This is a genomic window from Kocuria nitroreducens (assembly GCF_042879195.1).
GTDB classification, from domain to species: domain Bacteria; phylum Actinomycetota; class Actinomycetes; order Actinomycetales; family Micrococcaceae; genus Kocuria; species Kocuria nitroreducens.
This window is the reverse complement of sequence record NZ_JBHZTC010000007.1, coordinates 47,634-68,616: the sequence shown is the minus strand read 5'-3', so window position 1 is coordinate 68,616 and position 20,983 is coordinate 47,634. Positions and strand designations below refer to the sequence as shown.

The 20,983-nt window shown below is 73.4% G+C and carries 23 protein-coding genes; 8 read left to right on the top strand and 15 right to left on the bottom strand.

Features of this window, described 5'->3' with window-relative positions; all coding sequences use genetic code 11:
- Positions 1–14 precede the first annotated feature (14 nt).
- From mutM to coaD, 5 genes are all read right to left on the bottom strand, one after another.
- The gene (gene mutM / locus ACFYE1_RS06370; protein ID WP_387741094.1) at positions 15–956 is read right to left on the bottom strand and encodes a bifunctional DNA-formamidopyrimidine glycosylase/DNA-(apurinic or apyrimidinic site) lyase; all 942 of its coding nucleotides are present in this window, start codon (positions 954–956) and stop codon (positions 15–17) included.
- 20 nt (positions 957–976) lie between these two features.
- Entirely contained in the window at positions 977–1,675 is a 699-nt protein-coding gene (rnc, locus tag ACFYE1_RS06365; protein ID WP_387741092.1) for a ribonuclease III, read from the bottom strand.
- Positions 1,676–1,680: 5 nt separating this feature from the next.
- Positions 1,681–1,884: a 50S ribosomal protein L32 gene (gene rpmF, locus ACFYE1_RS06360; protein ID WP_031282896.1), complete on the bottom strand. Its 204-nt coding sequence runs from the start codon at positions 1,882–1,884 to the stop codon at positions 1,681–1,683.
- A 2-nt stretch (positions 1,885–1,886) separates the two neighbouring features.
- Positions 1,887–2,399, bottom strand: coding sequence for a YceD family protein (locus ACFYE1_RS06355; RefSeq protein WP_387741090.1), 513 nt, complete (start codon positions 2,397–2,399; stop codon positions 1,887–1,889).
- A gap of 169 nt (positions 2,400–2,568) precedes the next feature.
- Complete coding sequence (gene coaD, locus ACFYE1_RS06350) at positions 2,569–3,036, bottom strand: pantetheine-phosphate adenylyltransferase (protein WP_387741088.1); 468 nt, start codon at positions 3,034–3,036, stop codon at positions 2,569–2,571.
- A gap of 333 nt (positions 3,037–3,369) precedes the next feature.
- Between coaD and ACFYE1_RS06345 the strand changes: the two genes are divergently transcribed.
- From ACFYE1_RS06345 to ACFYE1_RS06330, 4 genes are all read left to right on the top strand, one after another.
- Entirely contained in the window at positions 3,370–3,933 is a 564-nt protein-coding gene (locus ACFYE1_RS06345; RefSeq protein ID WP_387741087.1) for a dihydrofolate reductase family protein, read from the top strand.
- Positions 3,934–4,052: 119 nt separating this feature from the next.
- Complete coding sequence (locus tag ACFYE1_RS06340; protein WP_387741085.1) at positions 4,053–4,382, top strand: Mu transposase domain-containing protein; 330 nt, start codon at positions 4,053–4,055, stop codon at positions 4,380–4,382.
- Positions 4,383–4,392: 10 nt separating this feature from the next.
- Positions 4,393–5,625 carry an aminotransferase class I/II-fold pyridoxal phosphate-dependent enzyme gene (locus ACFYE1_RS06335; protein ID WP_387741083.1) on the top strand — a complete coding sequence of 411 codons (1,233 nt, stop codon included), beginning with the start codon at positions 4,393–4,395 and terminating at the stop codon, positions 5,623–5,625.
- Positions 5,626–5,854: 229 nt separating this feature from the next.
- On the top strand, positions 5,855–6,100 hold the full coding sequence (locus tag ACFYE1_RS06330; RefSeq protein ID WP_344123277.1) for a hypothetical protein: 246 nt from the start codon (positions 5,855–5,857) through the stop codon (positions 6,098–6,100).
- 96 nt (positions 6,101–6,196) lie between these two features.
- Here the strand turns inward: ACFYE1_RS06330 and ACFYE1_RS06325 are convergent, their stop codons facing one another.
- The 5 genes from ACFYE1_RS06325 to thiL all read right to left on the bottom strand — a co-directional run bounded on the left by ACFYE1_RS06325 (position 6,197) and on the right by thiL (position 12,674).
- Complete coding sequence (locus tag ACFYE1_RS06325) at positions 6,197–7,522, bottom strand: UDP-glucose dehydrogenase family protein (RefSeq protein ID WP_387741081.1); 1,326 nt, start codon at positions 7,520–7,522, stop codon at positions 6,197–6,199.
- An 89-nt stretch (positions 7,523–7,611) separates the two neighbouring features.
- On the bottom strand, positions 7,612–8,211 hold the full coding sequence (gene rsmD / locus ACFYE1_RS06320) for a 16S rRNA (guanine(966)-N(2))-methyltransferase RsmD (RefSeq protein WP_387741079.1): 600 nt from the start codon (positions 8,209–8,211) through the stop codon (positions 7,612–7,614).
- Between the two features lie 94 nt (positions 8,212–8,305).
- Positions 8,306–10,606, bottom strand: a complete 2,301-nt coding sequence (locus ACFYE1_RS06315; protein ID WP_387741077.1) for an ATP-dependent DNA helicase RecG — start codon at positions 10,604–10,606, stop codon at positions 8,306–8,308.
- A 12-nt stretch (positions 10,607–10,618) separates the two neighbouring features.
- Positions 10,619–11,578, bottom strand: coding sequence for a DAK2 domain-containing protein (locus ACFYE1_RS06310; protein WP_387741076.1), 960 nt, complete (start codon positions 11,576–11,578; stop codon positions 10,619–10,621).
- Positions 11,568–12,674, bottom strand: a complete 1,107-nt coding sequence (gene thiL / locus ACFYE1_RS06305) for a thiamine-phosphate kinase (protein WP_387741075.1) — start codon at positions 12,672–12,674, stop codon at positions 11,568–11,570. Before thiL ends, ACFYE1_RS06310 begins: the two co-directional genes overlap by 11 nt.
- A gap of 64 nt (positions 12,675–12,738) precedes the next feature.
- On the opposite strand from thiL, the gene ACFYE1_RS06300 reads away from it, so the two are divergent.
- Together ACFYE1_RS06300 and ACFYE1_RS06295 are read left to right on the top strand one after the other, a co-directional pair.
- Positions 12,739–13,230: a DUF3515 family protein gene (locus ACFYE1_RS06300; protein ID WP_387741074.1), complete on the top strand. Its 492-nt coding sequence runs from the start codon at positions 12,739–12,741 to the stop codon at positions 13,228–13,230.
- Positions 13,231–13,360: 130 nt separating this feature from the next.
- Positions 13,361–13,666 carry a DUF4193 domain-containing protein gene (locus tag ACFYE1_RS06295; protein WP_387741073.1) on the top strand — a complete coding sequence of 102 codons (306 nt, stop codon included), beginning with the start codon at positions 13,361–13,363 and terminating at the stop codon, positions 13,664–13,666.
- A gap of 36 nt (positions 13,667–13,702) precedes the next feature.
- Here the strand turns inward: ACFYE1_RS06295 and ACFYE1_RS06290 are convergent, their stop codons facing one another.
- Both ACFYE1_RS06290 and ACFYE1_RS06285 read right to left on the bottom strand, forming a co-directional pair.
- The gene (locus tag ACFYE1_RS06290; protein WP_387741071.1) at positions 13,703–14,983 is read right to left on the bottom strand and encodes an ABC transporter permease; all 1,281 of its coding nucleotides are present in this window, start codon (positions 14,981–14,983) and stop codon (positions 13,703–13,705) included.
- Positions 14,980–15,747 carry an ABC transporter ATP-binding protein gene (locus ACFYE1_RS06285; protein ID WP_387741069.1) on the bottom strand — a complete coding sequence of 256 codons (768 nt, stop codon included), beginning with the start codon at positions 15,745–15,747 and terminating at the stop codon, positions 14,980–14,982. The genes ACFYE1_RS06290 and ACFYE1_RS06285 overlap by 4 nt, the downstream gene beginning before the upstream one ends.
- A 477-nt stretch (positions 15,748–16,224) precedes the next feature.
- Here ACFYE1_RS06285 and ACFYE1_RS06280 point away from each other — a divergent pair, with 477 nt between their 5' ends.
- Together ACFYE1_RS06280 and ACFYE1_RS06275 are read left to right on the top strand one after the other, a co-directional pair.
- A complete protein-coding gene (locus ACFYE1_RS06280) occupies positions 16,225–17,283 on the top strand; it encodes a hypothetical protein (RefSeq protein ID WP_387741067.1) in 1,059 nt (352 codons plus the stop codon).
- 74 nt (positions 17,284–17,357) lie between these two features.
- Positions 17,358–17,960 (top strand): class F sortase, encoded by a 603-nt coding sequence (locus tag ACFYE1_RS06275; RefSeq protein ID WP_387741065.1) that lies wholly within the window; start codon positions 17,358–17,360, stop codon positions 17,958–17,960.
- 39 nt (positions 17,961–17,999) lie between these two features.
- Here ACFYE1_RS06275 and ACFYE1_RS06270 read toward each other — a convergent pair whose 3' ends face one another.
- From ACFYE1_RS06270 to ACFYE1_RS06260, 3 genes are read right to left on the bottom strand one after another with little or no spacing between them, the layout of a single operon-like run.
- Positions 18,000–19,118: a D-alanine--D-alanine ligase family protein gene (locus ACFYE1_RS06270; RefSeq protein ID WP_387741063.1), complete on the bottom strand. Its 1,119-nt coding sequence runs from the start codon at positions 19,116–19,118 to the stop codon at positions 18,000–18,002.
- Positions 19,115–20,236, bottom strand: coding sequence for an NAD(P)H-dependent glycerol-3-phosphate dehydrogenase (locus tag ACFYE1_RS06265; protein ID WP_387741062.1), 1,122 nt, complete (start codon positions 20,234–20,236; stop codon positions 19,115–19,117). Before ACFYE1_RS06265 ends, ACFYE1_RS06270 begins: the two co-directional genes overlap by 4 nt.
- The gene (locus ACFYE1_RS06260) at positions 20,233–20,982 is read right to left on the bottom strand and encodes a lysophospholipid acyltransferase family protein (RefSeq protein WP_387741060.1); all 750 of its coding nucleotides are present in this window, start codon (positions 20,980–20,982) and stop codon (positions 20,233–20,235) included. Before ACFYE1_RS06260 ends, ACFYE1_RS06265 begins: the two co-directional genes overlap by 4 nt.
- Position 20,983 lies beyond the last annotated feature (1 nt).

Here is a 20,983-nt window from a genome sequence, read left to right as displayed (position 1 = left end):
CGCGCGGCGCCCGGTCAGAACCGGGCGTTGCGGGGCGTGCGCTGGCAGACGGGGCAGCGGTAGGAGGAGCGGTTCATGAACTGCTCCCGCACGATCAGTGCGCTCCGCCCCTCCTCCGCGCAGCGCGGGCAGGGCCGTGCGGCCCGGCCGTAGGCGGAGAGCGAGCGGGCGAAGTACCCGGACTCGCCGTTGACGTTGACGTAGAGGGAGTCGAAGCTCGTCCCGCCCGCCGCCAGGGCCCGGTCCATGACCTCGCGCACCGCCGCGAGGAGGCGCAGCGTCTCGGGCCGCCGGAGCGTGTCGGTGGGCCGGGCCCAGTGCAGGCGCGCCTGCCACAGGGCCTCGTCCGCGTAGATGTTGCCGATCCCGGAGACCAGCGACTGGTCCAGCAGCGCGCGCTTGAGCCCGGTCCGGCGCCGGCGCAGCCGGTCGTGGAAGCGCTCCGCGTCGAAGGCGGGGTCCAGCGGGTCCCGGCCGATGTGGGCGGCCCGGGCGGGCACCAGCGGGGCGCCCGTGGCCGAGCGGCCGCCCGGGGCGCCGTCGCCGGTGGGCACGAGGCGGTCGAGGAGCATGCCGCCGAAGATCCGCTGGTCCACGAACCGCAGCTCCGCCGGGGTGCCGGGGCGCTCGGACAGGCCGAGCCGCACCTTCAGGTGCTTCTCGTCGGGCAGGGCGGTGTCCTTGACCAGGAGCTGCCCGCTCATCCCGAGGTGCACCAGGAGCGCCTCCTGCGGCGGGGCGCCGTCCGTGCCGGTCAGCGGCAGCCACAGGAACTTGCCGCGGCGCACGGCATCGGCCACGACCGCGCCGTCGAGCTCGTGCCCGAAGGAGACGGGGCCGGCCTCGTGGCGGCGCACCGAGCGCGGGTCCAGGACCTGCACGGACTCGATCCGGCGGCCGACCACCCAGCGCTCCACGCCGCGGCGGACCACCTCGACCTCGGGCAGCTCAGGCACGGTCGCTCCGGGGCGCGCGCTCAGCCACCGCGGCGGGCCACCAGGGTGGCGTAGGCCTGGGCAGCGGCGGAGCGCTCGGCCTCCTTCTTGGTGGTGCCGGTCCCCGTGCCGTGGTCCTGCCCCCCCACGAGCAGGTGCGCCTCGTAGCGGCGGTCGTGGTCGGGGCCCGTGCCCTCCACGGCGTAGCGGACGGAGCCCAGGCCGCGGGCCGCCGCGAGCTCCTGGATCTCGGTCTTCCAGTCCCGGCCCTCGCTCATCACGAAGCCGTCCTCCAGGAGGGGCACCACGAGCCGCAGCACGAAGGTGCGGGCCGCTTCGAGCCCGGTGCTCACGTACACGGCACCGATCAGCGCTTCCATGGTGTCGGCGAGGATCGAGGCCTTCTCGTGCCCGTTGGTGCGCACCTCCCCCTTGCCCAGGCGGATGTGGGGACCCACGTCCAGGGAGCGTGCGAGGTCGGCGAGCGTGCGGGTGCTCACCACGGCCGAGCGGATCTTCGCGAGGTTGCCCTCGGAGTCGTCGGGGTAGCGGTGGAAGATCTCGTCGGTGACCGCGAGGCCCAGCACGGAGTCCCCCAGGAACTCGAGCCGCTCGTTGTGGCCCTGCCCCTCGTGCTCGTAGGCGTAGGACCGGTGGGTCAGGGCAAGACGAAGCGTCCCGGCGTCGATGTCGACGCCGAGACGCTCCAGCAGGTCCTGAGGGGTCGCGGTGGAGGTCACCGTGGTCAGGCGTCGGCCACCTTGCGGCCCTTGTACTCCAGGAACAGCGCGGTCCCTGCGGAGTCGGTCACGACCTTGGCCTGGTGCGGCAGGCTGTAGGTGACCTTGCCGTTCTCGACGGTCTTGACCAGCTTCGGCGCGGTCGCCTTCCACTGCGAACGGCGCGCACGGGTGTTGGCGCGGGACATCTTCCGCTTCGGAACAGCCACGGCTATCTCTCTTCTCTCGGTTCGGTCGTCTGGGTCGAGGTGTCCTGCTCGAGCAGCCCCGACAGGGCGCTCCAGCGAGGATCGAGCACCTCGTGGTGGTGGCCCGGGTCGTCCTCCAGGCGCGCGCCGCACTGGGCGCACAACCCCTGGCAGTCCTCCCGGCACACCGGTTGGAACGGCAGCTGCGTGATCACTGCGTCCCGAAGCATGGGTTCGAGGTCGATGGTCTCGTCCTGAACGTCATACATCTGGTCGTCCTCGGACTCCTCCCCGCCGCCGGCGGCGGGGTCGAAGACGTAGAGCTCCTGCACGTCGACGTCCAGATCGTAGTCGATCGGGTCGAGGCACCGGCTGCACTCGCCGTGGATGGCCACGACGGCCGTGCCGGACACCAGGATCCCGTCGTGGACGGATTCCAGCCGGAGGTCCAGATCGATGTCCGAGCCCTCCGGGGCGCCGATGAGTGCGTTGCCGAAGTTCTTCGGCGCGGGCACAACTTCCTCCAGGCGTCGCATCGTCCCCGGGCGGTGCTCGAGGTCCCGGACACCGACGGTGAGGGGCGAACTGTTCTCGCGAGTGATGACTGACTCCTGGTGAAATTCTGACCGACAGACCATGTTAGCGTGCCGCGCCGCGCGTTCTCAAACGGGCGGGGTGCGGGCGCGCCGGAACGGGGAGGACCCCTCAGCCCTGCAGGGCCCGCAGCACGGGCGCCGGCACGAACCCGGAGACGTCGCCGCCGAGACCGTGGACCTCCTTCACCAGCGTGGAGGACAGGTGCAGGAAGCGGGGGTCGCCGGGCAGGAAGACCGTCTCCACCCCTGTGAGGTGGCGGTTCATGGTGGCCATCGGCACCTCGTACTCGTAGTCCTCACCCGAGCGCAGCCCCTTGACGAGGGCCACCGCCCCGCGCTGCGCCGCGTACTCCGCGAGCAGGCCTGCGCCCATGGGCTCGACGACGACACCGGCGACACCCGCGAGGCTCTCCTCCGCCAGGGCCAGCCGCCGGTCCGCGTCGAACCGGTAGCGCTTGTGCGGGTTGGTGGAGACCGCGACGACGACCTCGTCGAAGAGGGCCGCGGCGCGCGCGACGACCTCCACGTGGCCGTTGTGGAGGGGGTCGAAGGAGCCGGGGCAGATCGCTCGGTGCATGGGTGCCATCCTAGGGGCGCGCCGTTCCCCGGCGGCGCACCACGGGGCCCCGGGCATCGACGTGGTCGCCGGCGCCGAGCTGGTGCCGGACCTCCCGGCATTCCCCGAGGGGCCGGCCGGGACCCTCGTCCGGCCCGGCACCGGGCCGCCACCACCGGGTGTCACCGATGCCCCAGGACATCCGAGAGATGTTCGTCCGGTGGTGATCGGTCCGCGTGGGCGACACCGTGCCCCGAGTACGAGGACCACCTGCGAGCCGGATCGAGCACCGATCAGTCTCGTGCGCTGAACCGGTCTAAGCTTCCGAGACCGGCTGACGGAAGGCATGGCGCGATGCGGAAACTGATCTACGGCATGAACCTGACACTGGATGGCTACGTCGCCGCGCCCGGTGACGACCTCGGGTGGAGCACGCCGAGCGACGAGCTGTTTCAGTGGTGGCTCGATCAGGAGCGGGCGATCGGCCTTCTCCTGTACGGGCGCAAGCTGTGGGAGACCATGAGTTCCTACTGGCCGACCGGCGACCAGCAGCCCGACGCCACCCCGGCGGAGATCGAGTTCGCGCGGAACTGGCGGGACACGCCGAAGGTGGTGTTCTCCTCGGCGATGGTAGAGGTCGACTGGAACACCCGCCTGGTCACCGGCGACGCGGTCGCGGAGATCACCCGGCTCAAGGCTGAGGACGGCGAGCCGATGAGGGTGGGTGGTGCAACGCTCGCCGGGGCGGCCATGCGGGCCCGGCTGATCGACGAATACACGATCGTGACCCATCCGGTCCTGGTGGGCGGCGGCACGCCGTTCTTCACCGCGCCGGACAGCTGGGTGAACCTGTTCCTGGTGGAGACGCGGACGTTTCCCGGCGGGGTGGTTCTGACCAGGTACGAGACGAGGCGCTGAGCGCGTATCCTCCACGCGGCCGAGGAAGTGACGAGGGCAGTGCCGGCCCCACGGGCTCGAACGCGGAATGGGTTCCAGGAAGTTCAGGACCCACCACGATCGTCGGAGGACGATGCGCTGTGTGCTGCTTGTCCGAGGGAGCGGCAGCATGCCCCGGGAGCAAGGTCGAGCTGTCCGCTGCGATCCGGCGGGACCCGGTGCCGGTCCGGTCGATCGGCGGGCAGGTCCGGATCCGGCTGCACGCCGACGACCTGGTGATTTTCGACGGCCACCAGCAGGTCGCTCGACACGACCGTCTCTCCGGCCGGCTCGAAGCCCACCTCGAACTCGACCACTACCCCGGGGCACTGATCCGCAGGCCGGGCGCGTTGCCCGGCGCCACAGCACTCGAACGAGCCCGCGCCGCGGCGGGACCTCGTGTCAACAACCTCCGGAGAGAACGCACCTAGACTGGCCGCCATGGATGCCACCGACGCCGCCGTCCCGTCCACGCCCCTGTCCGGCCCCCCGTGGGGGCGCATGGCCCGCGGGGGCGGTCTGCTGACCGGCACCGGGGAGCTCGCCGGAACCGTCTTCGAGGAGATGTCACGGCTGGCCGCGCGGACGGGCGCCATCAACCTGGGCCAGGGCTTCCCGGACGTCGACGGGCCGCAGGAGATGCTCGACGCCGCGACGGCCGCGCTGCACGGCGGCGGCAACCAGTACTCCCCGGTCGCGGGGTTGCCGCTGCTGCAGGAGGCCGTGGCCGCGCACCAGCACCGGTTCTACGGGATCGACCTGGACCCGGGCTCCGGGGTCGTCGTGACCGTGGGCGCGTCCGAGGGCCTGGCCGCGAGCCTGCTCGCGTTCCTGCGCCCCGGGGACGAGGTGGTGGTCTTCGAGCCGCACTACGACCTCTACGGCGCCGTCGTGGAGTTCGCGGGCGCCCGGCTGGTCACGGTCCCCCTCGAGCCGCCGCGCTTCACCCCCGACCTCGACCGCCTCGCCGCCGCCTTCGGGCCCCGCACCCGCATGGTCATCCTCAACGACCCGCACAATCCCACGGGGACCGTCTTCGACGACGCCGTCCTGGCCCGCGTGGCCGCCCTCGCCGCCGAGCACGACTGCGTGGTGGTCACCGACGAGGTCTACGAGCACCTGCGCTACGCCGGCGCGCACCGGCCGCTCGCGGCGCTGCCGGAGGCCTTCGGGCGGACCCTCACCGTCTCCTCCGTGGGCAAGTCCTTCTCGGCCACGGGTTGGCGCGTGGGCTGGGTCAGCGGGCCGGCACACCTGGTGGGCCCAGTGCGCGCCACGAAGGCCTATCTCACGCACAGCGCCGCCACGCCGCTGCAGATCGGGGCGGCCACTGCCCTGGGCCTGCCCGGTGCCTTCTACGAGCAGCTCACGGAGGACTTCCGGCGGCGCCGCGACGTGCTCGTGCAGGGGCTGGCCGCGGCGGGCGCGGAGCCGTTCGAGCCCCGGGGCACGTTCTTCGTCGTGGCGGACGTGGGCGGGCTGTGCGAGCGGTACGGGGTCGAGGACGCCGCACACCTGGCGCCGGTGCTGGCCGAGCGGGCCGGTGTGGTGGGCGTGCCCGTGCCGTCCCTCGCCTCCGCGGAGCACCGGGGGCTGTACGCGTCCTGGATGCGATTCTCGTTCGGCAAGCGCCTGGACGTCCTGGAGCAGGCCGGACAGCGTCTGGCGGGCTGAGCCGCATCACTCCTGCCCCAGGCCCGTCACATATGGTCAGCACCCTTGGCGCCGCGGGAACAGGTGTCTAGCGTGGAGCTGACGCGCGGCGCCCGTGGACATCCAGGGCACCGCGTGCCGGGCGGTCCGACGACGACCGCCGTCAGTGGGAGGCCGGACCGTCTCGCCGGATCCGCCCGGCACGCGGTCGCCGGCTTCCTTCCGAAGGGATGTTTCCGAAGGGGGAGCCATGCCAGCAGGACAGGGCAAGAACATCCGGCGCGTCACCAGCGTCGACGTGATCCGCAGCACGCAGGGCGAAGGGAGCGCCGGATCGTACACGTTCGAGCTGACGCTCGACGACGGCGTGGAGGAGTACCTGCTCGTCGTGCCGGAGGACGAGGCGAGCACGGTGGCCCGTCTCATCCAGCACAGCAGCTCGATGCAGCTGGACAAGAACACGGACGACCTGATCTTCGAGAAGTACGGGGACTGAGTCCCCCGTCCGTCAGGCGCACGGCCGCCGTGGCAGCGGCGGCCGTGGCCCGGCACCACCGGCGCAGAGTTCCGGGCGGCTCCCGCCGGACGGGGCTCAGACGGAGGCCGCCCGGCGGCCCAGGGCCCGGTAGGTGAAGCCGGCGGTGGTCCAGCGGTCCGGGTCGAGCACGTTGCGGCCGTCGAGGATCTGCGGGGCGGCCACCAGCGGGTGGAGCTGCTCCGGGGTCATCGCCTTAAACTCGGGCCACTCGGTCAGCAGCACCACGACCTCGGCCCCGGTGACCGCGGCCTCGAGGCAGTCCACGTAGTCCAGGCGGGGATAGCGCTTGGCGGCGTTGGCGTTGGCCTTGGGGTCGTAGACGGCCACCTCGGCGCCGATCGAGTGCAGCCGGGCGGCGATGTCGAGGGCCGGGGAGTCGCGCACGTCGTCGGAGTCCGGCTTGAAGGCCGCGCCGAGCACGGCGACCTGCCGGCCCACCACGGAGCCGCCCAGCATCTGGGTGACCGTCTCCACCGTGTGGCCCCGGCGGCGGACGTTGATGTCGTCGACCTCGGCGAGGAAGCGCACCGACTGCTCCACCCCGAGCTCGGCGGCCCTCGCCCGCAGGGCGCGGATGTCCTTCGGCAGGCAGCCGCCGCCGAAACCGACGCCGGCGTTGAGGAACTTGCGCCCGATCCGCTCGTCGAGGCCGATCGCGTCGGCCAGGGTGCGGATGTCGCCGCCCACCGCCTCGGTAAGCTCGGACAGGGCGTTGATGAAGGAGATCTTGGTGGCCAGGAAGGCGTTGGCCGCGACCTTCACGAGCTCGGCGGTCTCGTAGTCGGTGACGATCAGCGGGACGCCGGCCTCCAGCTGCCGGGCGTAGACCCGGCGCATCACGGCCTCCGCGGCCGGCTCCTCGGCGCCCAGCACCATCCGGTCCGGGGTCAGGGTGTCCTCCACGGCGTAGCCCTCGCGCAGGAACTCGGGGTTCCACACCAGGGCCACGTCCACCCCGGGACGGGCGGAGGCCTTCGCCAGGTCGGCCAGGCGGCGGGCCGAGCCCACGGGGACCGTGGACTTGCCCGCGATCACGCAGTCCTTCGTGGCGGCCGCGGCGATCGAGCCGACGGCGGCGTCGACGTAGCGCATGTCCGCCGCGAAGCTGCCGGCCCGCTGCGGGGTCCCGACCCCGACGAAGTGGACGTCACCGAAGGCGCCGGCCTCCTCGTAGCTGGTGGTGAAGCGCAGCCGGCCGGTGCCCACGTGCTTGCGCAGCAGCTCGCCCAGGCCCGGCTCGTGAAAGGGCAACTCGCCGCGGGACAGGGCGTCGACCTTCTCCGGGTCCACGTCCAGCCCCAGCACCTCGAAGCCCATCTCCGCCATCGACGCGGCGTGCGTGGCCCCCAGGTAGCCCGTTCCCAGAACCGTGATCCTCATGGACGTCCTCCGTCTCTCCCGGGCCGGGGCCCGTGCTCGATGCTGCCTGTCGAATCTTGTCAAACCGGGTGCGCGCAGCGGCGCAGGTGTCAGTCCGGCGCGCCGGGCGGTGACGGGGATGTGACGTCCGACTCGGCGAACCACATGGTGGTCTCCCCGTGCCGCTTCTGCTCGAAGCGGCGGAGCCCGGCCGGCCAGACGGGCTCCGGGGACCGGGTGGAGCGCTCGACCACGAGCACCCCGCCCTCCCGCAGCCGGCCCACGAGCGGGACGAGGACCGCGGCGAGCTCCGCCTCCGGGAGCGGGTAGGGCGGGTCGGCCAGCACCAGGTCCCACGGCCCCTCGGTGGGATCCGCAAGGTAGGCGGCCACCGCCCCGTGCCGGACCTCGACGACGTCGTCGCGCCCGAGGCCCCGGTGCACCGTGCCGGCGTTCGCGCGGCACACCCGCGCCGCCCCCGCGTGCCGCTCCACGAGAGTCACGGCGGCCGCGCCGCGGCTCGCGGCCTCGCAGCCGAGGGCCCCTGAGCCCGCGAACAGGTCGAGGACCCGGGCGTCCCGGAGCATGCCCCACGCCTCGAGCCGCGCGAAGAGCGACTCCTTGACCCGGTCGGTCGTGGGCCGGGTGTCGCGGCCCGGCACGGACTGCAAGCGCAGTCCTCCGGCGGCCCCGGCGATGATCCTGCTCACGCGTGCTCCTCTCGAGGGCTCGGCGGCCCCGCCCACTGCGGCACGGGGCCCGGTGGTGCAGGCCTCTGCGGGGCGCGGCTCCGCGGCACTCGGCTCAGCCCCGGTCCAGGAACGCCTCGGCGTCCGGGTCGAGGTAGCGCTCGATGGCCTCGGCCAGCTCGGGGTGCTCGAGCAGCTGCGGGTCCTCGCCCAGGATCGTCACGGCGTCCCGGCGGGCACGTTCGATGAGCTCGGCGTCGTCGAGGGCCCGCAGCAGGCGCAGGGTCGAGCGGCCGCCGGACTGGGCGGCCCCGAGGATGTCGCCCTCACGCCGCAGCTCGAGGTCCGCCCGGGCCAGCTCGAAGCCGTCCGTGGAACCGGCCACCACCTCGATCCGCTCCCGCGACGGGTGCTCGGCGGGGCGCCGGGTGACGAGCAGGCACGTCCCGGCGTGCCCCCCGCGCCCGATCCGGCCGCGCAGCTGGTGCAGCTGGGAGATGCCGAACCGGTCGGCGTCGACGATGATCATCAGCGTGGCGTTGGGCACGTCCACGCCGACCTCGACCACGGTGGTGCACACGAGCAGCTGTACGCCCCCCGCCGCGAACTCCTCCATGAGGCGGGACTTGCGGTCCGTGTCGAGCCGGCCGTGCAGCACCTCGGCGCGCACGCCCGCCAGAACGGGCTCGGCGGCGACGACCTCCGCGAGCCAGGTGACGGACGCCATCGGCGCCTCGGTCTCCTCGTCGTCGGCGGCCGCGGCGAGGGCCGACTCCGCGAGGGAGGCGTGGGGCCGGGGCTCGTCGTCGTCGTCGCCGATCTTGGGCGCGACCACGTAGACCTGGCGGCCCGCGTCGATCTCCTCCCGGGCGCGCCGCCACAGGCGCCGCTCCCAGCCCGGGTGCTCCACGAGCCCCACGGTGTGGGTGGCGATCGGCTGTCGTCCCGCCGGGAGCTGGTCGAGGACGGAGACGTCCAGGTCCCCGAAGACGGTCATCGCCACGGTGCGCGGGATGGGGGTGGCGGTCATCACCAGCAGGTGCGGGGGGCACCCGGCCTTGTCCCGCAGCCGGTCGCGCTGCTCGACGCCGAAGCGGTGCTGCTCGTCCACCACCACCAGCCCGAGGTCGGCGAACTGGACGACCTCCGAGAGCAGGGCGTGGGTGCCGATGACGATCCCGGCCTCCCCCGACGCGATCCGCAGCAGGGCCCGCTTGCGCGCCGCGGCGCCCATCGACCCCGTGAGCAGCACGACCTGCGTGCCGTCCGGGTCCCCGCCGAGCAGGCCGGCCTGCGCGAGCGGGCCCAGGGAGCGCACCACGGAGCCGTGGTGCTGGGCGGCGAGGACCTCGGTGGGGGCCAGCAGCGCGGCCTGCGCCCCGGAGTCGACGACCTGCAGCATAGCGCGCAGGGCCACGAGCGTCTTGCCCGAGCCGACGTCGCCCTGCAGCAGCCGGTTCATGGGGTGGGTGCCGGCGAGCTCCGCGGCGAGCTCCTCCCCCACGGTGCGCTGCCCGGCGGTGAGCTCGAACGGCAGCCCGGCGTCGAACTGGGCGAGCATCCCGTCGGGGGCGCCCGGCCGGGCGGTGGTGGGGTGCGCGGCGAGCTCGGCGCGGCGGCGGGCCAGGGCGCACTGGAGCAGGAACGCCTCCTGGTAGCGGAACCGGCGCCGCGCCTCCCCGTGGGCGCGGGTGTCCCGGGGGCGGTGGACCTGCCAGTACGCCTCCTCGAGGCCCATGAGCCCCTCCCGCTCCCGGATCCCGTCCGGCAGCGGGTCCGGGACCGCCCCGAAGTCCACGATGGGCAGCAGCGAGTGCACGGCGCGGGCGATCTTGTCCGTGGTCAGCTTGGCCGTGGCCGGGTAGATGGGAATGGGCCGGCCCGCGCGCTCCTCGGCGGTCTCCCCGGCCTCCGGGGCGTCCGGGTCGAGGATCGCGTAGTGCGGGTTGGTCATGGTCACGGCGCCGTTGTACACCCCGACCTTCCCGGAGAACAGGGCGTGCGTGCCCGGGGGCAGATCCCGGGCGGCGGTCCAGGCGTTGAAGAAGCTGAGCCGCATCGTCCGGCCCGGGCCGGGGTCGTCGTCCGCGAAGAGCCGCAGCGGGTCGGAGGAGGCACGGTCGGTGATCACCACGTCCGTGATGGACCCGCGGCGGGAGCGCATCTGCCGGGTGGAGGCGTGCACGACCTCCGCCACGATGGTCACCTGCTGGTCGAAGCGCAGCTCCGAGAACGGGGTGAGCTCGCCCCGCGGCATGTACCGGCGGGGGAAGTGGTCGAGCAGCTGCCCGATCGTGGACACTGAGAGCTGCCGGGCCAGCTGGTCGGCCGTGGTGCGGCCCAGCAGCCGGGCCAGCGGCTGGTCCAGCTCGGAGACCGGGTCGGGGAACGCCCCGCCGCCCTGGGATCGCGCCATCTCAGTCGTGCCTCATCCGTCCGCCTCCGAGAGGGACGTCACCGTGAGGTTGACGGCCTTGCCGCGGGCGCCGATCACCGTGAGGGCGTCCTCGGGCCGCGGCACGTGGACGTGGACGCGCCACCGGTAGCCGTCCCCCGTCTCGGTCACCGCGCTCATGATCACGCTGGTGCCCACCTCGCTGAGCTCGTGGCGCAGCTCCGCGGCGTCCAGCGGGGTCAGCTCCACCGTGCACATCACCTCCACGCCGCCGTGCACGGCGTGCGGGGCGTCCTCGGCGCCGGCAGCCCGGGCCTCGGCGGCGTCGATCAGCGCGTCGAGGGCGTTCTCGTCGCCGGCGTCGTCGCCCCCCACGGTGCGGGCCAGCGCGTCGAAGACCACGAGCATGCCGAGCGCGCCGGCGTCGACCGTGCCGGTCTCGCGGAGGATCTCGAGCTGGTCCGGGGTGACCAGGACCGCGGCGCGTGCGGCGGTGCTGACGCCGGCCAGGAACTCCTTCAGCTGCTGGTTGGACCCGTCCTCCACGCCCTGCGGCACGGGGACGGCGGCGGCCGCCTCCAGGACGGAGAGCATGGTCCCGTCCACGGGGTCGGTCAGGACGCTCCAGGCGCGCACGTGACCGGCGTGGAGGGCCAGCCGCACGGACTCGGCGGTCATCCTGGTGCTTCCCTCGAGGGAGCGTCCGACGGCGGTGAGGAAGACGGAGAACAGGGTGCCCGAGTTGCCGCGGGCCTCCTCGAGAGCGGCCTGGCCGGCGAGGGAGAGCAGCTCCCCGACGTCGCCGGTCTCGAGCACGGAGGCGGCCTCGGCGGCGGCGCGCACGGTGGTTGCGAGGTTGGTCCCGGTGTCGGCGTCCGCGACCGGGAAGACGTTGAGGGCGTTGAGGACGGGGCTGTGGCGCACGAGATCACGGTGGGCCAGGTCGAGCCACCGCCGCATGACGGCCGCGTTCGATCCGATCCTATGGTTCAAAGTGATCCCATCCTTCGCCGACCGGGTGCCCGAGAGCGAGGTACGGCGCTCGTCCGTCGAGCAGCACCCGCGGGAGGGTGTCGTCGTGCGCGGGGGGCGCGGGCGCACATGAGCCTATCGCACGGAACGTGCCGGGCAGCGGCACGCCCTGTGGGAACACGGCGAGCAGCCCGTGGTCCTCGCCCCCGGTCAGGACCCAGTCGCGGGCGTCCGCCCCGAGGAGACGGGCGGCCGGGCGGAGGGGCTCGGCGAGGTCGGCCACGGCCGCGCCGTCGAGGTCGACGACGACGCCGCTGGCGGTCGCGACCCTCCCGGCGTCGCGGAGCAGGCCGTCGGAGAGGTCGATCATCGCGGTGGCCCCGGCGCGGGCGGCCGCGGGACCGGCGGGCACGGGAGCGCACGGCCGCAGCTGCGCGGCCGCGAGCCCGTCCAGGATCTCGTCCTGGCCGGCCCGGTACCGGCGGTCCTCGAGCAGCGCCACGCCCGCGGCCGCCCGCCCGGTGGTCCCGGCGAGCGCCACCGTGCCGCCCTCCCCCGCCCCGGACCGGCGCACCGGGTCGCGGCCCTCGAGGTCGCCCGTCACAGTGGCCGTGACCGACAGCTCCCGTCCGGCGCCCAGGTCCCCGCCGACCACGGCGCAGCGGTCCGCTCCCATGGCCGCGAACCCGGCCACCAGGCCGCGGGCGAAGTCCTGGGGCCAGGACACGGGCGTCCCGGGCGGCAGGGTGAGCGAGACGACGACGGCCGAGGGGACGGCGCCCATCGCGGCGACGTCGGCGAGGTTCTGCGCCGCGCACTTCACCCCGGTGTCGTAGCCGGTCGTGACGACGCCGCCGGCCCAGGCGAGCCGGAAGTCCTGGTCCTGCACCTGGGTGTCCGTGGTGATCACGTACCGCCCGTCCGGGGCCGCGACCACGGCGCAGTCGTCGCCGGGGCCGAGCAGCACCTGGTCCGCTCCGGGACGCGAGGCGGCGGGACGCAGGAGCAGCGGGAGCACGCGCTCGAGCAGCTCGGCCTCGGAGAGCTCCCCGACGGTGGGGCCCTGCCCGGGCGGGGCATCGGGCACGGGGGGCTGCTCCGCTGGGGGTCGGGTCATGGCGATCATCCTAACGACGGCCCCGGACGCGGGAACGGGGCTGGTCGAGGATTACGCTGGGGGCATGCCCTCGCCCCTCCTGTCCCGACCCGTCCGTGCCGTGCTGGGGGCGGGCGCCCTGGTGGCGGTCCTGGCGGGGTGCTCCCCCGCCGTCACCGTGGACCCCGCCGAGAACGCCGCCGACCCGGGGTGCGCCCCGGCGCTGCTGGCCATGCCGGAGACCGTGGGAGAGCACGACCGGCGCGAGACCACGAGCCAGGCCACCACGGCCTACGGCGATCCCACGGCGGCGGTCGTGCGGTGCGGCGTGACACCGCCGGGGCCCACCACGGACGCCTGCTCCTCCGTCAACGACGTCGACTGGCTGATCCGCCGGGACGAGGACGGGAGCACGTGGACCGCCACGACCTACGGCCGGGACCCGGCGGTCGAGGTGGTCTTCGACAGCACCGCCGTGGCGTCCTCCACCCTGCTCGTGGAGCTGGGCTCCGCCGTGGAGCAGATCCCCGCCGAGCGCCGGTGCCTCGACCTCCAGGACACCGTGGAGGGTCTGTGACCCGGAGGCTAGGCGGGTGCCGCCGCGCCTGGGCCGCGCCGCGCCGGGAGCTCGGGAATAGGCCCATGCCCCGCCGGGTTGTGGCGTGGACACGCACGCGAGCGCACCACTTCCAGAAGGAGACACATCCGTGGCAACCGATTACGACGAGCCCCGCGTCAAGCCCGAGGACGAGCCCGCCAACGAGTCCCTCGAGGTGATCCAGGCGCAGCGCAGCGCCACCGCGCAGAGCCCGGCGATCGATGTCGACGACTCGGACACTGCGGAGGGCATCGACCTGCCCGGGGCGGACCTGTCCCAGGAGGAGCTGCTCATCCAGGTGGTGCCCGAGCAGGACGACGAGTTCACCTGCATGTCCTGCTTCCTGGTCCGCCATCGCAGCCAGCTCGCCCGCGAGAAGGACGGCGCCCGGTACTGCATCGAGTGCGAGAGCTGACGCCCCCGGCACGGCACCCTGCCGGGTTCCGCCCGGTCACTCGTGGCGCAGCGAGGCGATGGGATCCTTCCGTGCGGCCCGGACGGCGGGGATCGTCCCGGCCAGGAACGCGATCCCCATGACCGACAGCACGATCAGCGCCACCCGCCACGACTCGAACGCGAACAGCGACAGCCCCGGCAGCCCGGACAGGAACCCGTTGGCCAGCGCCCCGCTCAGGGCGGAACCGCCGACGACGCCCGTGACGGCGCCGACGACCGCCCCGAGGAACCCGATGAAGACAGCCTCGAGGGAGAACAGTCCGAAGACCCTGCCCCCGCTCATGCCCATGGCCTTCATGAGGCCGATCTCGCGGGTCCGCTCCTGCACCGACATCAGCAGCGTGTTGACGATGCCGAGCCCAGCGGCCACGAGGGCGATGACGGCGCAGGCGTTGAGGATCCACACGATGGCGTTGATGACGGCGCGGAACATGCCGAGCTGGTCCTCGACCGTCAGCCCGAGCATGTCGTGGTCCTCCAGCCGCGCCTGGATCCCCGGGGCCCGGGCCATGTCCTCGACCGTGACCGTGGCCATCGCGAAGCTCTCGGGGACCACCTCCGGGGCGCCGCTGACCTGGTAGTCGTAGAGCCGCTCGTTGAAGGAGTCCGACGGGATGGGGTTCAGGGAGGTTCCGACGAGGCTGGCCTGCGTCACGCCGGAGATCGTGGCCGGGAACGCCCGGTCCTGCTCCGCCATGTTGGTCATGACCACGTCGACACGGCCTCCGACGGCCTCCCGCGCGGAGGCGAAGCCGAGGTCGGCGACCCAGCTGTCGGGCACGACGATCTCGTCCCGCCCGGCGGCCGGGGCTCCGCCGGCCACCATCTGCAGGCCCACGGCGTCGACGGGGATCCCCGGGGAGAGCTGGAACCGGCTGCCGTCGGCGGCCTTCAGGTAGGTGGGGGCCACGGAGTACATCGGCTTCACGGAGCGCACCCCGTCGATGTCCTCGATGACCTCGATGTCCTCGGCGGTCAGCCCCTCGAAGGACACGCCGAACCCCGTCCGGATCCGTGTGGTGTCAGGGTCGTACTCCCGGGGACCCGAGCTCGAGGACAGCTCGATGAGAGGCTGCGACTTCTGCACGTAGAGGGCGTCGGAGTCGCCGAACGCCGCCACGGTGTCGTCGATGTACCGGTTCACCCCGGTGCCCATGCCGGAGGTGAGGGTCAGGGCGAACGCTCCGATGAAGACGGCGAGCACGGTCAGGGTGGCTCGGATCCTGGCGCGCCGGGTGTTGGCGACCGCGGAGCCGAGAAGGTCGGGCCATCTCATCTGACGCCCCCGACCGCTCCGACGGCGACCTCGTCGTCCGCCCCGCCATCGCCCGCCCCGGCAACGACAGCGGGTGCCGGAGCAGGGGCGGCCACGACGAGCCCGTCGTGCAGGTGCACCTGGCGGCCGCAGCGCCGGGCGAGGTCCTCGTCGTGGGTGACGACGACCAAGGTGATGCCACGCTCCCGGTGGAGGTCGAACAGGAGGTCCTGGACCACCGCGCCGGTGGCCGAGTCGAGGTTGCCCGTAGGCTCGTCGGCGAAGATCACGGAGGGGTCGTTGACCAGGGCGCGGGCGATCGCGACCCGCTGCTTCTGCCCGCCCGACAGGTCTGCGGCACGGCTGGAGGCCTTCTCCGCCACGTCCAGGCGCTCCAGCACGTCCAGGGCGCGGCGCCGGCGCGCCCCGGGACGGACACCGGCGATCCGCAGGGGCAGGACCACGTTCTCCAGGACCGTTTGGTCGGGGGTCAGGTAGAACTGCTGGAACACGAAACCGAACGCGGCGTTGCGCGTCTCGTTGAGCTCACGGGCCGTCATCGACGCCGCGGGCCTGCCGTCCAGGAACACCGTGCCGTGGGTCGGCGCATCGAGCAGCGCGAGCAGGTGCATCAGGGTGGACTTGCCGGAACCGGACTTCCCGACGACGGCCACGGACTCCCGGTGCCGGATCCGCAGGTCCACGCCCCGCAGCGCGGCGAAGCGGGTGTCCCCCCGGCCGTAGATCTTGACCAGGTTCTCGGCCTCGAGCACCGCGGACGTCATCGGATTCCCCCTGTCGGGGCGCCCGTCCCCCCGGACGGCCGCCGTGGGACCATGTCCCGCCCCCATCATGTGCGCAAGTTAACAGTAGCGGCGACCCGATCCGTGTCCCCACTAGTGCTGTCCTCTGCCGCACGGGCCGTGACCGCGGGCGACGACGCCCCCGGAAGGCAGGGCGGGCGGGGCCCGACGCAGCCCCTTGCGGCCGGCGCAGGATCCCCGACTCCTCCTGTCACGTAGCAATTCGCCCTTGCTAATGCGAAGAACTGGGCGATAGTTAACAGCACAGCTGTTCTTCGGCCGGGGGTTCAGGCTCCGCGGGACGGGCGCACGATCCGTCCGGGCCGGACGACGAGCAGCACGACGTGACGGGGGTCCGTCCGCGCGGGGGCGCGGGAACGATACCGGTGGGGTCGTGCGGCACGCTGGCGGTCCTGGGGTGGGCCCGGGCCGACGAGGGGATACAGGAGATACATCGACATGACTACTACGAGAAAACTGGCTGTCGCCGGTGCCTCGGCGACCGTGCTGGTGGGGGGCCTGTTCATGGGCGCCCCGGCCGCGGTCGCCGCACCGGGCGACGCGCCGCCGGGCGGAGTTCCACCCGGCGCAGCCGCCCCGGTGGTCGAGGAGCCCGCACCGCCGGCACCGCTCGTCCCGGAACCGGCACTGGTCGTCCAGGAGGCACCGGTCGTCGCACCGCCGCCACCGGTCGTCCAGCTGGCGCCGGTCGTCGAGCTGGCGCCGGTCGTCGAGCAGGCGCCCGTCGTCGCACCGCCGCCACCGGTCGTCGAGCAGGCGCCCGTCGTCGCACCGGCACCGGTCGTCGCACCGCCGCCACCGGTCGTCGAGCAGGCGCCCGTCGTCGCACCGGCACCGGTCGTCGCACCGCCGCCACCGGTCGTCGAGCAGGCGCCCGTCGTCGCACCGGCACCGGTCGTCGCACCGCCGCCACCGGTCGTCGAGCAGGCGCCCGTCGTCGCACCGGCACCGGTCGTCGCACCGCCGCCACCGGTCGTCGAGCAGGCGCCCGTCGTCGCACCGGCACCGATTGTCGAGCAGGCACCGGCCATTCAGACGGCCGCACCCGCGGTCGAGCAGGAACCGACGGCATCCCTCCTGGAGACGGCCGCACCCGCGGTCGAGCAGGAACCGACGGCATCCCTCCTCGAGACGGCCGCACCCGCGGTCGAGCAGGAACCGACGGCATCCCTCCTCGAGACGGCCGCACCCGCGGTCGAGCAGGAACCGACGGCATCCCTCCTCGAGACGGCCGCACCCGCGGTCGAGCAGGAACCGACGGCATCCCTCCTCGAGACGGCCGCACCCGCGGTCGAGCAGGAACCGACGGTGCGGGAGGTCGCCGCACAGGCGACGTTGGACGCGGTCGTCAACGAGGGCCTCAACGTGGACACGTTCCTCGAGATGGCACCGATGCATCAGCCGGCCGGCGCTGGAGTGCTCACGGCACTGCTGGCGGCGGCGGTCGCCCTGCCCGGAGCCCTGGCGCTCCGGGCCCGACGGCTCGGCCGCGCCTGAGGCCGAGCTCCGGACCGGGACGGTGCCGCCCTGCGGACGGGACCGTCCCGGTCCCCTTGAACGACAAGGACAGCATGACCGCGAACACCCTGCCGGCCCAGCCGCTCACCGACCGGTCCGCGGTCCGGGATCCGCACGCCCGCGTGGCCGCCGTCGTGACGCTGGGCGCCGCGGTGCTGTGGATCGCGCTGATGAACCAGTGGTTCATCCTCCAGGAGGTCTTCGGCCACACGCCGGTGGCAGCCGCGCCCGTGGGACTGCGGATCGACGCCGTCGGCTTCGACGCGGACGTGCTCCCCTACGACCCGACGGACGAGGACCTCGCAGGCGGCTCGCTCGTGCCGCCGCAGACCTACAGCGGCTACCGGCTCACGCCGTACGGGATGCCCGGCGAGGGGTCGACGAACACCACGTACATCGCCGGGCACAGCTACGACGAGGTGGAGCTGCCCTTCAACAAGCTGAGCGACCCGGCCCTGGTCGGTGAGGAGCTCGAGGTCGAGACCGTGGACGGGACCCTCGACTACGTGGTGGACTCGGTGACCACCTATGAGAAGGACACGCTCAAGGACAGCGACATCTGGCAGGTCGTCCCGAACCGCATCGTCCTGATCAGCTGCTACATCCAGGACGCGGTCGGCAAGAACGTCGTCGTCACGGCGTCGCCCGCTCCGTGACCGATGGGCGGGTCCCCGCACCTGCCGCCGTGCCGCGGCTCAGCGCAGCCCCACCGGCCGTTCCAGGGCGAGGCCTAGGAGCTCGTCGATCAGCTCGGCGTAGTCGAGTCCGGACGCGGCCCACATCCGCGGGTACATCGAGATCGGCGTGAACCCGGGCATCGTGTTGATCTCGTTGATGACGACCCGCCCGTCGGCGGTGTAGAAGAAGTCGGCACGGCACAGGCCCTCACCGTCCAGCGCCTCGAAGGCGGCCACGGCGCTGCGGCGGATCGTCCCGATCGCCTCCTGCGGCAGGTCCGCCGGGCAGCTGAGCCTCGCGGAGGCCTGCGAGACGTACTTCGCCTCGAAGTCGTAGAACGCGTGCTCGTCGACAATCTCGATCTCGCCCGGCATGGAGGTCCGGGGGGCGCCGGTCCCGCGGCCCTGGAGGACGGCGCACTCGATCTCCCGTCCTGCGATCCCTGCCTCGACCACCAGCTTTCGGTCGTGCTCGCGGGCGGTCTCGATCGCGGCGTCCAGCTCCTCGGCGCAGCCCACCTTCGTGATGCCGAAGGAGGACCCCGCGCGGGCGGGCTTGACGAACACGGGGAAGCCCAGCGCGGCGATGCGCTCGCGCACGCCCTGGGGGTCCAGGGCCCACTGCCGGTCGGTCACCACCGTGTAGGGGCCCACCGCCAGTCCGGCCGCCTCGAAGGCGAGCTTCATGAAGTGCTTGTCCATCCCCACCGCGGAGGCGGTGACGCCGCAGCCCACGTAGCGCAGGTCGGCGAGCTCGAGCAGTCCCTGCAGGGTGCCGTCCTCCCCGAAGGGGCCGTGCAGCAGGGGCAGCACCACGTCGATGTGCCGGTCGCGGCTGACGGTCTGCCCGCAGGGACCGTCCTGGCGCACGATGAGCTCGCTCTCCCCGACCTTCAGCGGCAGGCTCACGAGATCGTCGCCCACGGGCAGCTCGGCGATCGGGTTCGCGTCGAGCAGGGCCTCCAGCTCTGCCTGCGGGCAGAGGAACCACTCGCCGGAGGTGGCGATGCCGACGGTCACGACGTCCCACTTCTCCCGGTCGATGGCGCGCAGCACTCCGCGAGCCGTGATGAGGGAGATGGAGTGCTCGCTGGAGCGTCCGCCGAACAGCACGGCGACGCAGGGGCGGGGGGTCATGGGGCGGTCCCTTCGGATTTGATCTCACGGCCCAGCAGCAGCGGGGCCACGTCGTCGATGGTGATCTCCTCGCGGAGGATGGCCACGACGGCCTCGGTGATGGGCATGTCGACGCCGTGTCGGCGTGCCAGGGCGAGCACGGCCGGGGCGGACTTGATGCCCTCGGCGGTCTGGGTCATCTCCTCCTGGACCTCCGCAGGGGTGAGACCCAGGCCGAGGAGCCGGCCCGCGGTGCGGTTGCGGGACAGCGGCGAGGAGCAGGTCGCCACGAGGTCCCCCAGCCCGGCGAGACCGGAGAGGGTCTCGAGCCGGCCCCCGAGGGCCAGCGCGAGCCGGGTGGTCTCCGCGAGCCCGCGGGTGATGATGGAGGCCTTGGAGTTCTCCCCGAAGTGGCGGCCGTCGGCGATGCCCACGCCGAGGGCGATGACGTTCTTGACGACGCCGCCGATCTCGGTGCCCACCACGTCCGTGTTCGTGTAGGGACGGAAGTAGCGGGTCCGGCAGGCGTGCGCCACCCAGGTGGCCAGTTCCGTGGCGGGGGCCGCCACGACGGAGGCCGTGGGCTGCTCCTCGGCGATCTCCATGGCCAGGTTGGGTCCGGAGAGCACGCACGTGCGCGCCCGCCAGTGCTGGGCGCCCCGGCCGGTGTCCCGCCCCAGCTCCTCGGCGACCACCTCGCTCATCCGCAGCCCGGTGGCCCGCTCGAGACCCTTGGCCAGGGACAGCACGACCGCGTCCCGCTCGAGGTGCCCGGCCACGGCGGCCAGCTGGGCGCGCAGCGACTGGGCGGGCACGGCGAGGACCACGAGGTCCGCCCCGCGCACGGCGGCGGCGAGGTCGGCGGTGATCTCCAGGCGCGCGGGCAGCCGGATGCCGGGGACGTAGCGGTCGTTGACGCGGGTGCGCGCGGTGTGGTCCATCGCGGCCGAGCTGCGTCCCCACAGCGCCACGGCCCGCCCGATCGGCTCGGCCCGGGCGTGCGCGGACTCCCGGGCGCTGTCGGCGAGGATCTTGGCGAAGGTCGTGCCCCAGGACCCGGCGCCGAGGACGGCGATCCTGCGCGGCCCGGCGGCGGGCAGGCCGTCGGGGAGCACTGCGCCGGTCCCGGGCGGCGTCACAGGTGGCCTCCTCGGCGGCGGTCCCAGAGGCCGGCCGGTGCGTCCGCCCCGCGCAGCACCGCGAGCTCCCGGGTCACGGCGTGCATGACGGCGTCGGTGGCCTCCTCGAGCCGTGCCGCGTGCCGGCCCACCGGACGGGTCAGGTCGGGGACGTCGTCCCGCCACGGCGTGAGGTCCACGGGCGGCCCGATCCGCACGCGCACGTCCTTCCGAGGGAAGAGGCTGACCGTGCGCCGGCCGGTGGAGCAGTCGTGGTCGAGGACCTCCTGGTCCCCCCAGTGCGCCACCGGGACCACCGGGGCCCCGGTGGCCAGGGCCAGGCGCACGGCTCCCGTGTGCCCGGTCATCGGCCAGCGGTCGGGGTCGCGGGTGAGGGTCCCCTCGGGGTAGATCACCACGGCGCCGCCGGAGGCGAGCTCGGCGCGGGCGGCCGTGAGCGCCGCCGCGGCGTCCGCGGTGCCGCGCAGCACGGGGACCTGGCCCGTGGCCCGGAGCACCGCCCCCACCCCGGGAGCGCGGAACAGCGACTCCTTCGCCAGGAACCGCGGCATGATCCCGTTGTCGTAGAGCGTGATGGCAACCGTCAGGGGATCGAGCTCGGTGAGGTGGTTGGGCACCACGATGAACCCGCCCTCGGCCGGCAGGTGCTCCTCCCCCGTCCAGCGCAGCCGGGCCACCAGCCGGTAGGCCGGTCTGACGACGCCCGCGAGCCCGCGGAACAGGCGGCGGTTCGAGGTGCGGCTCATC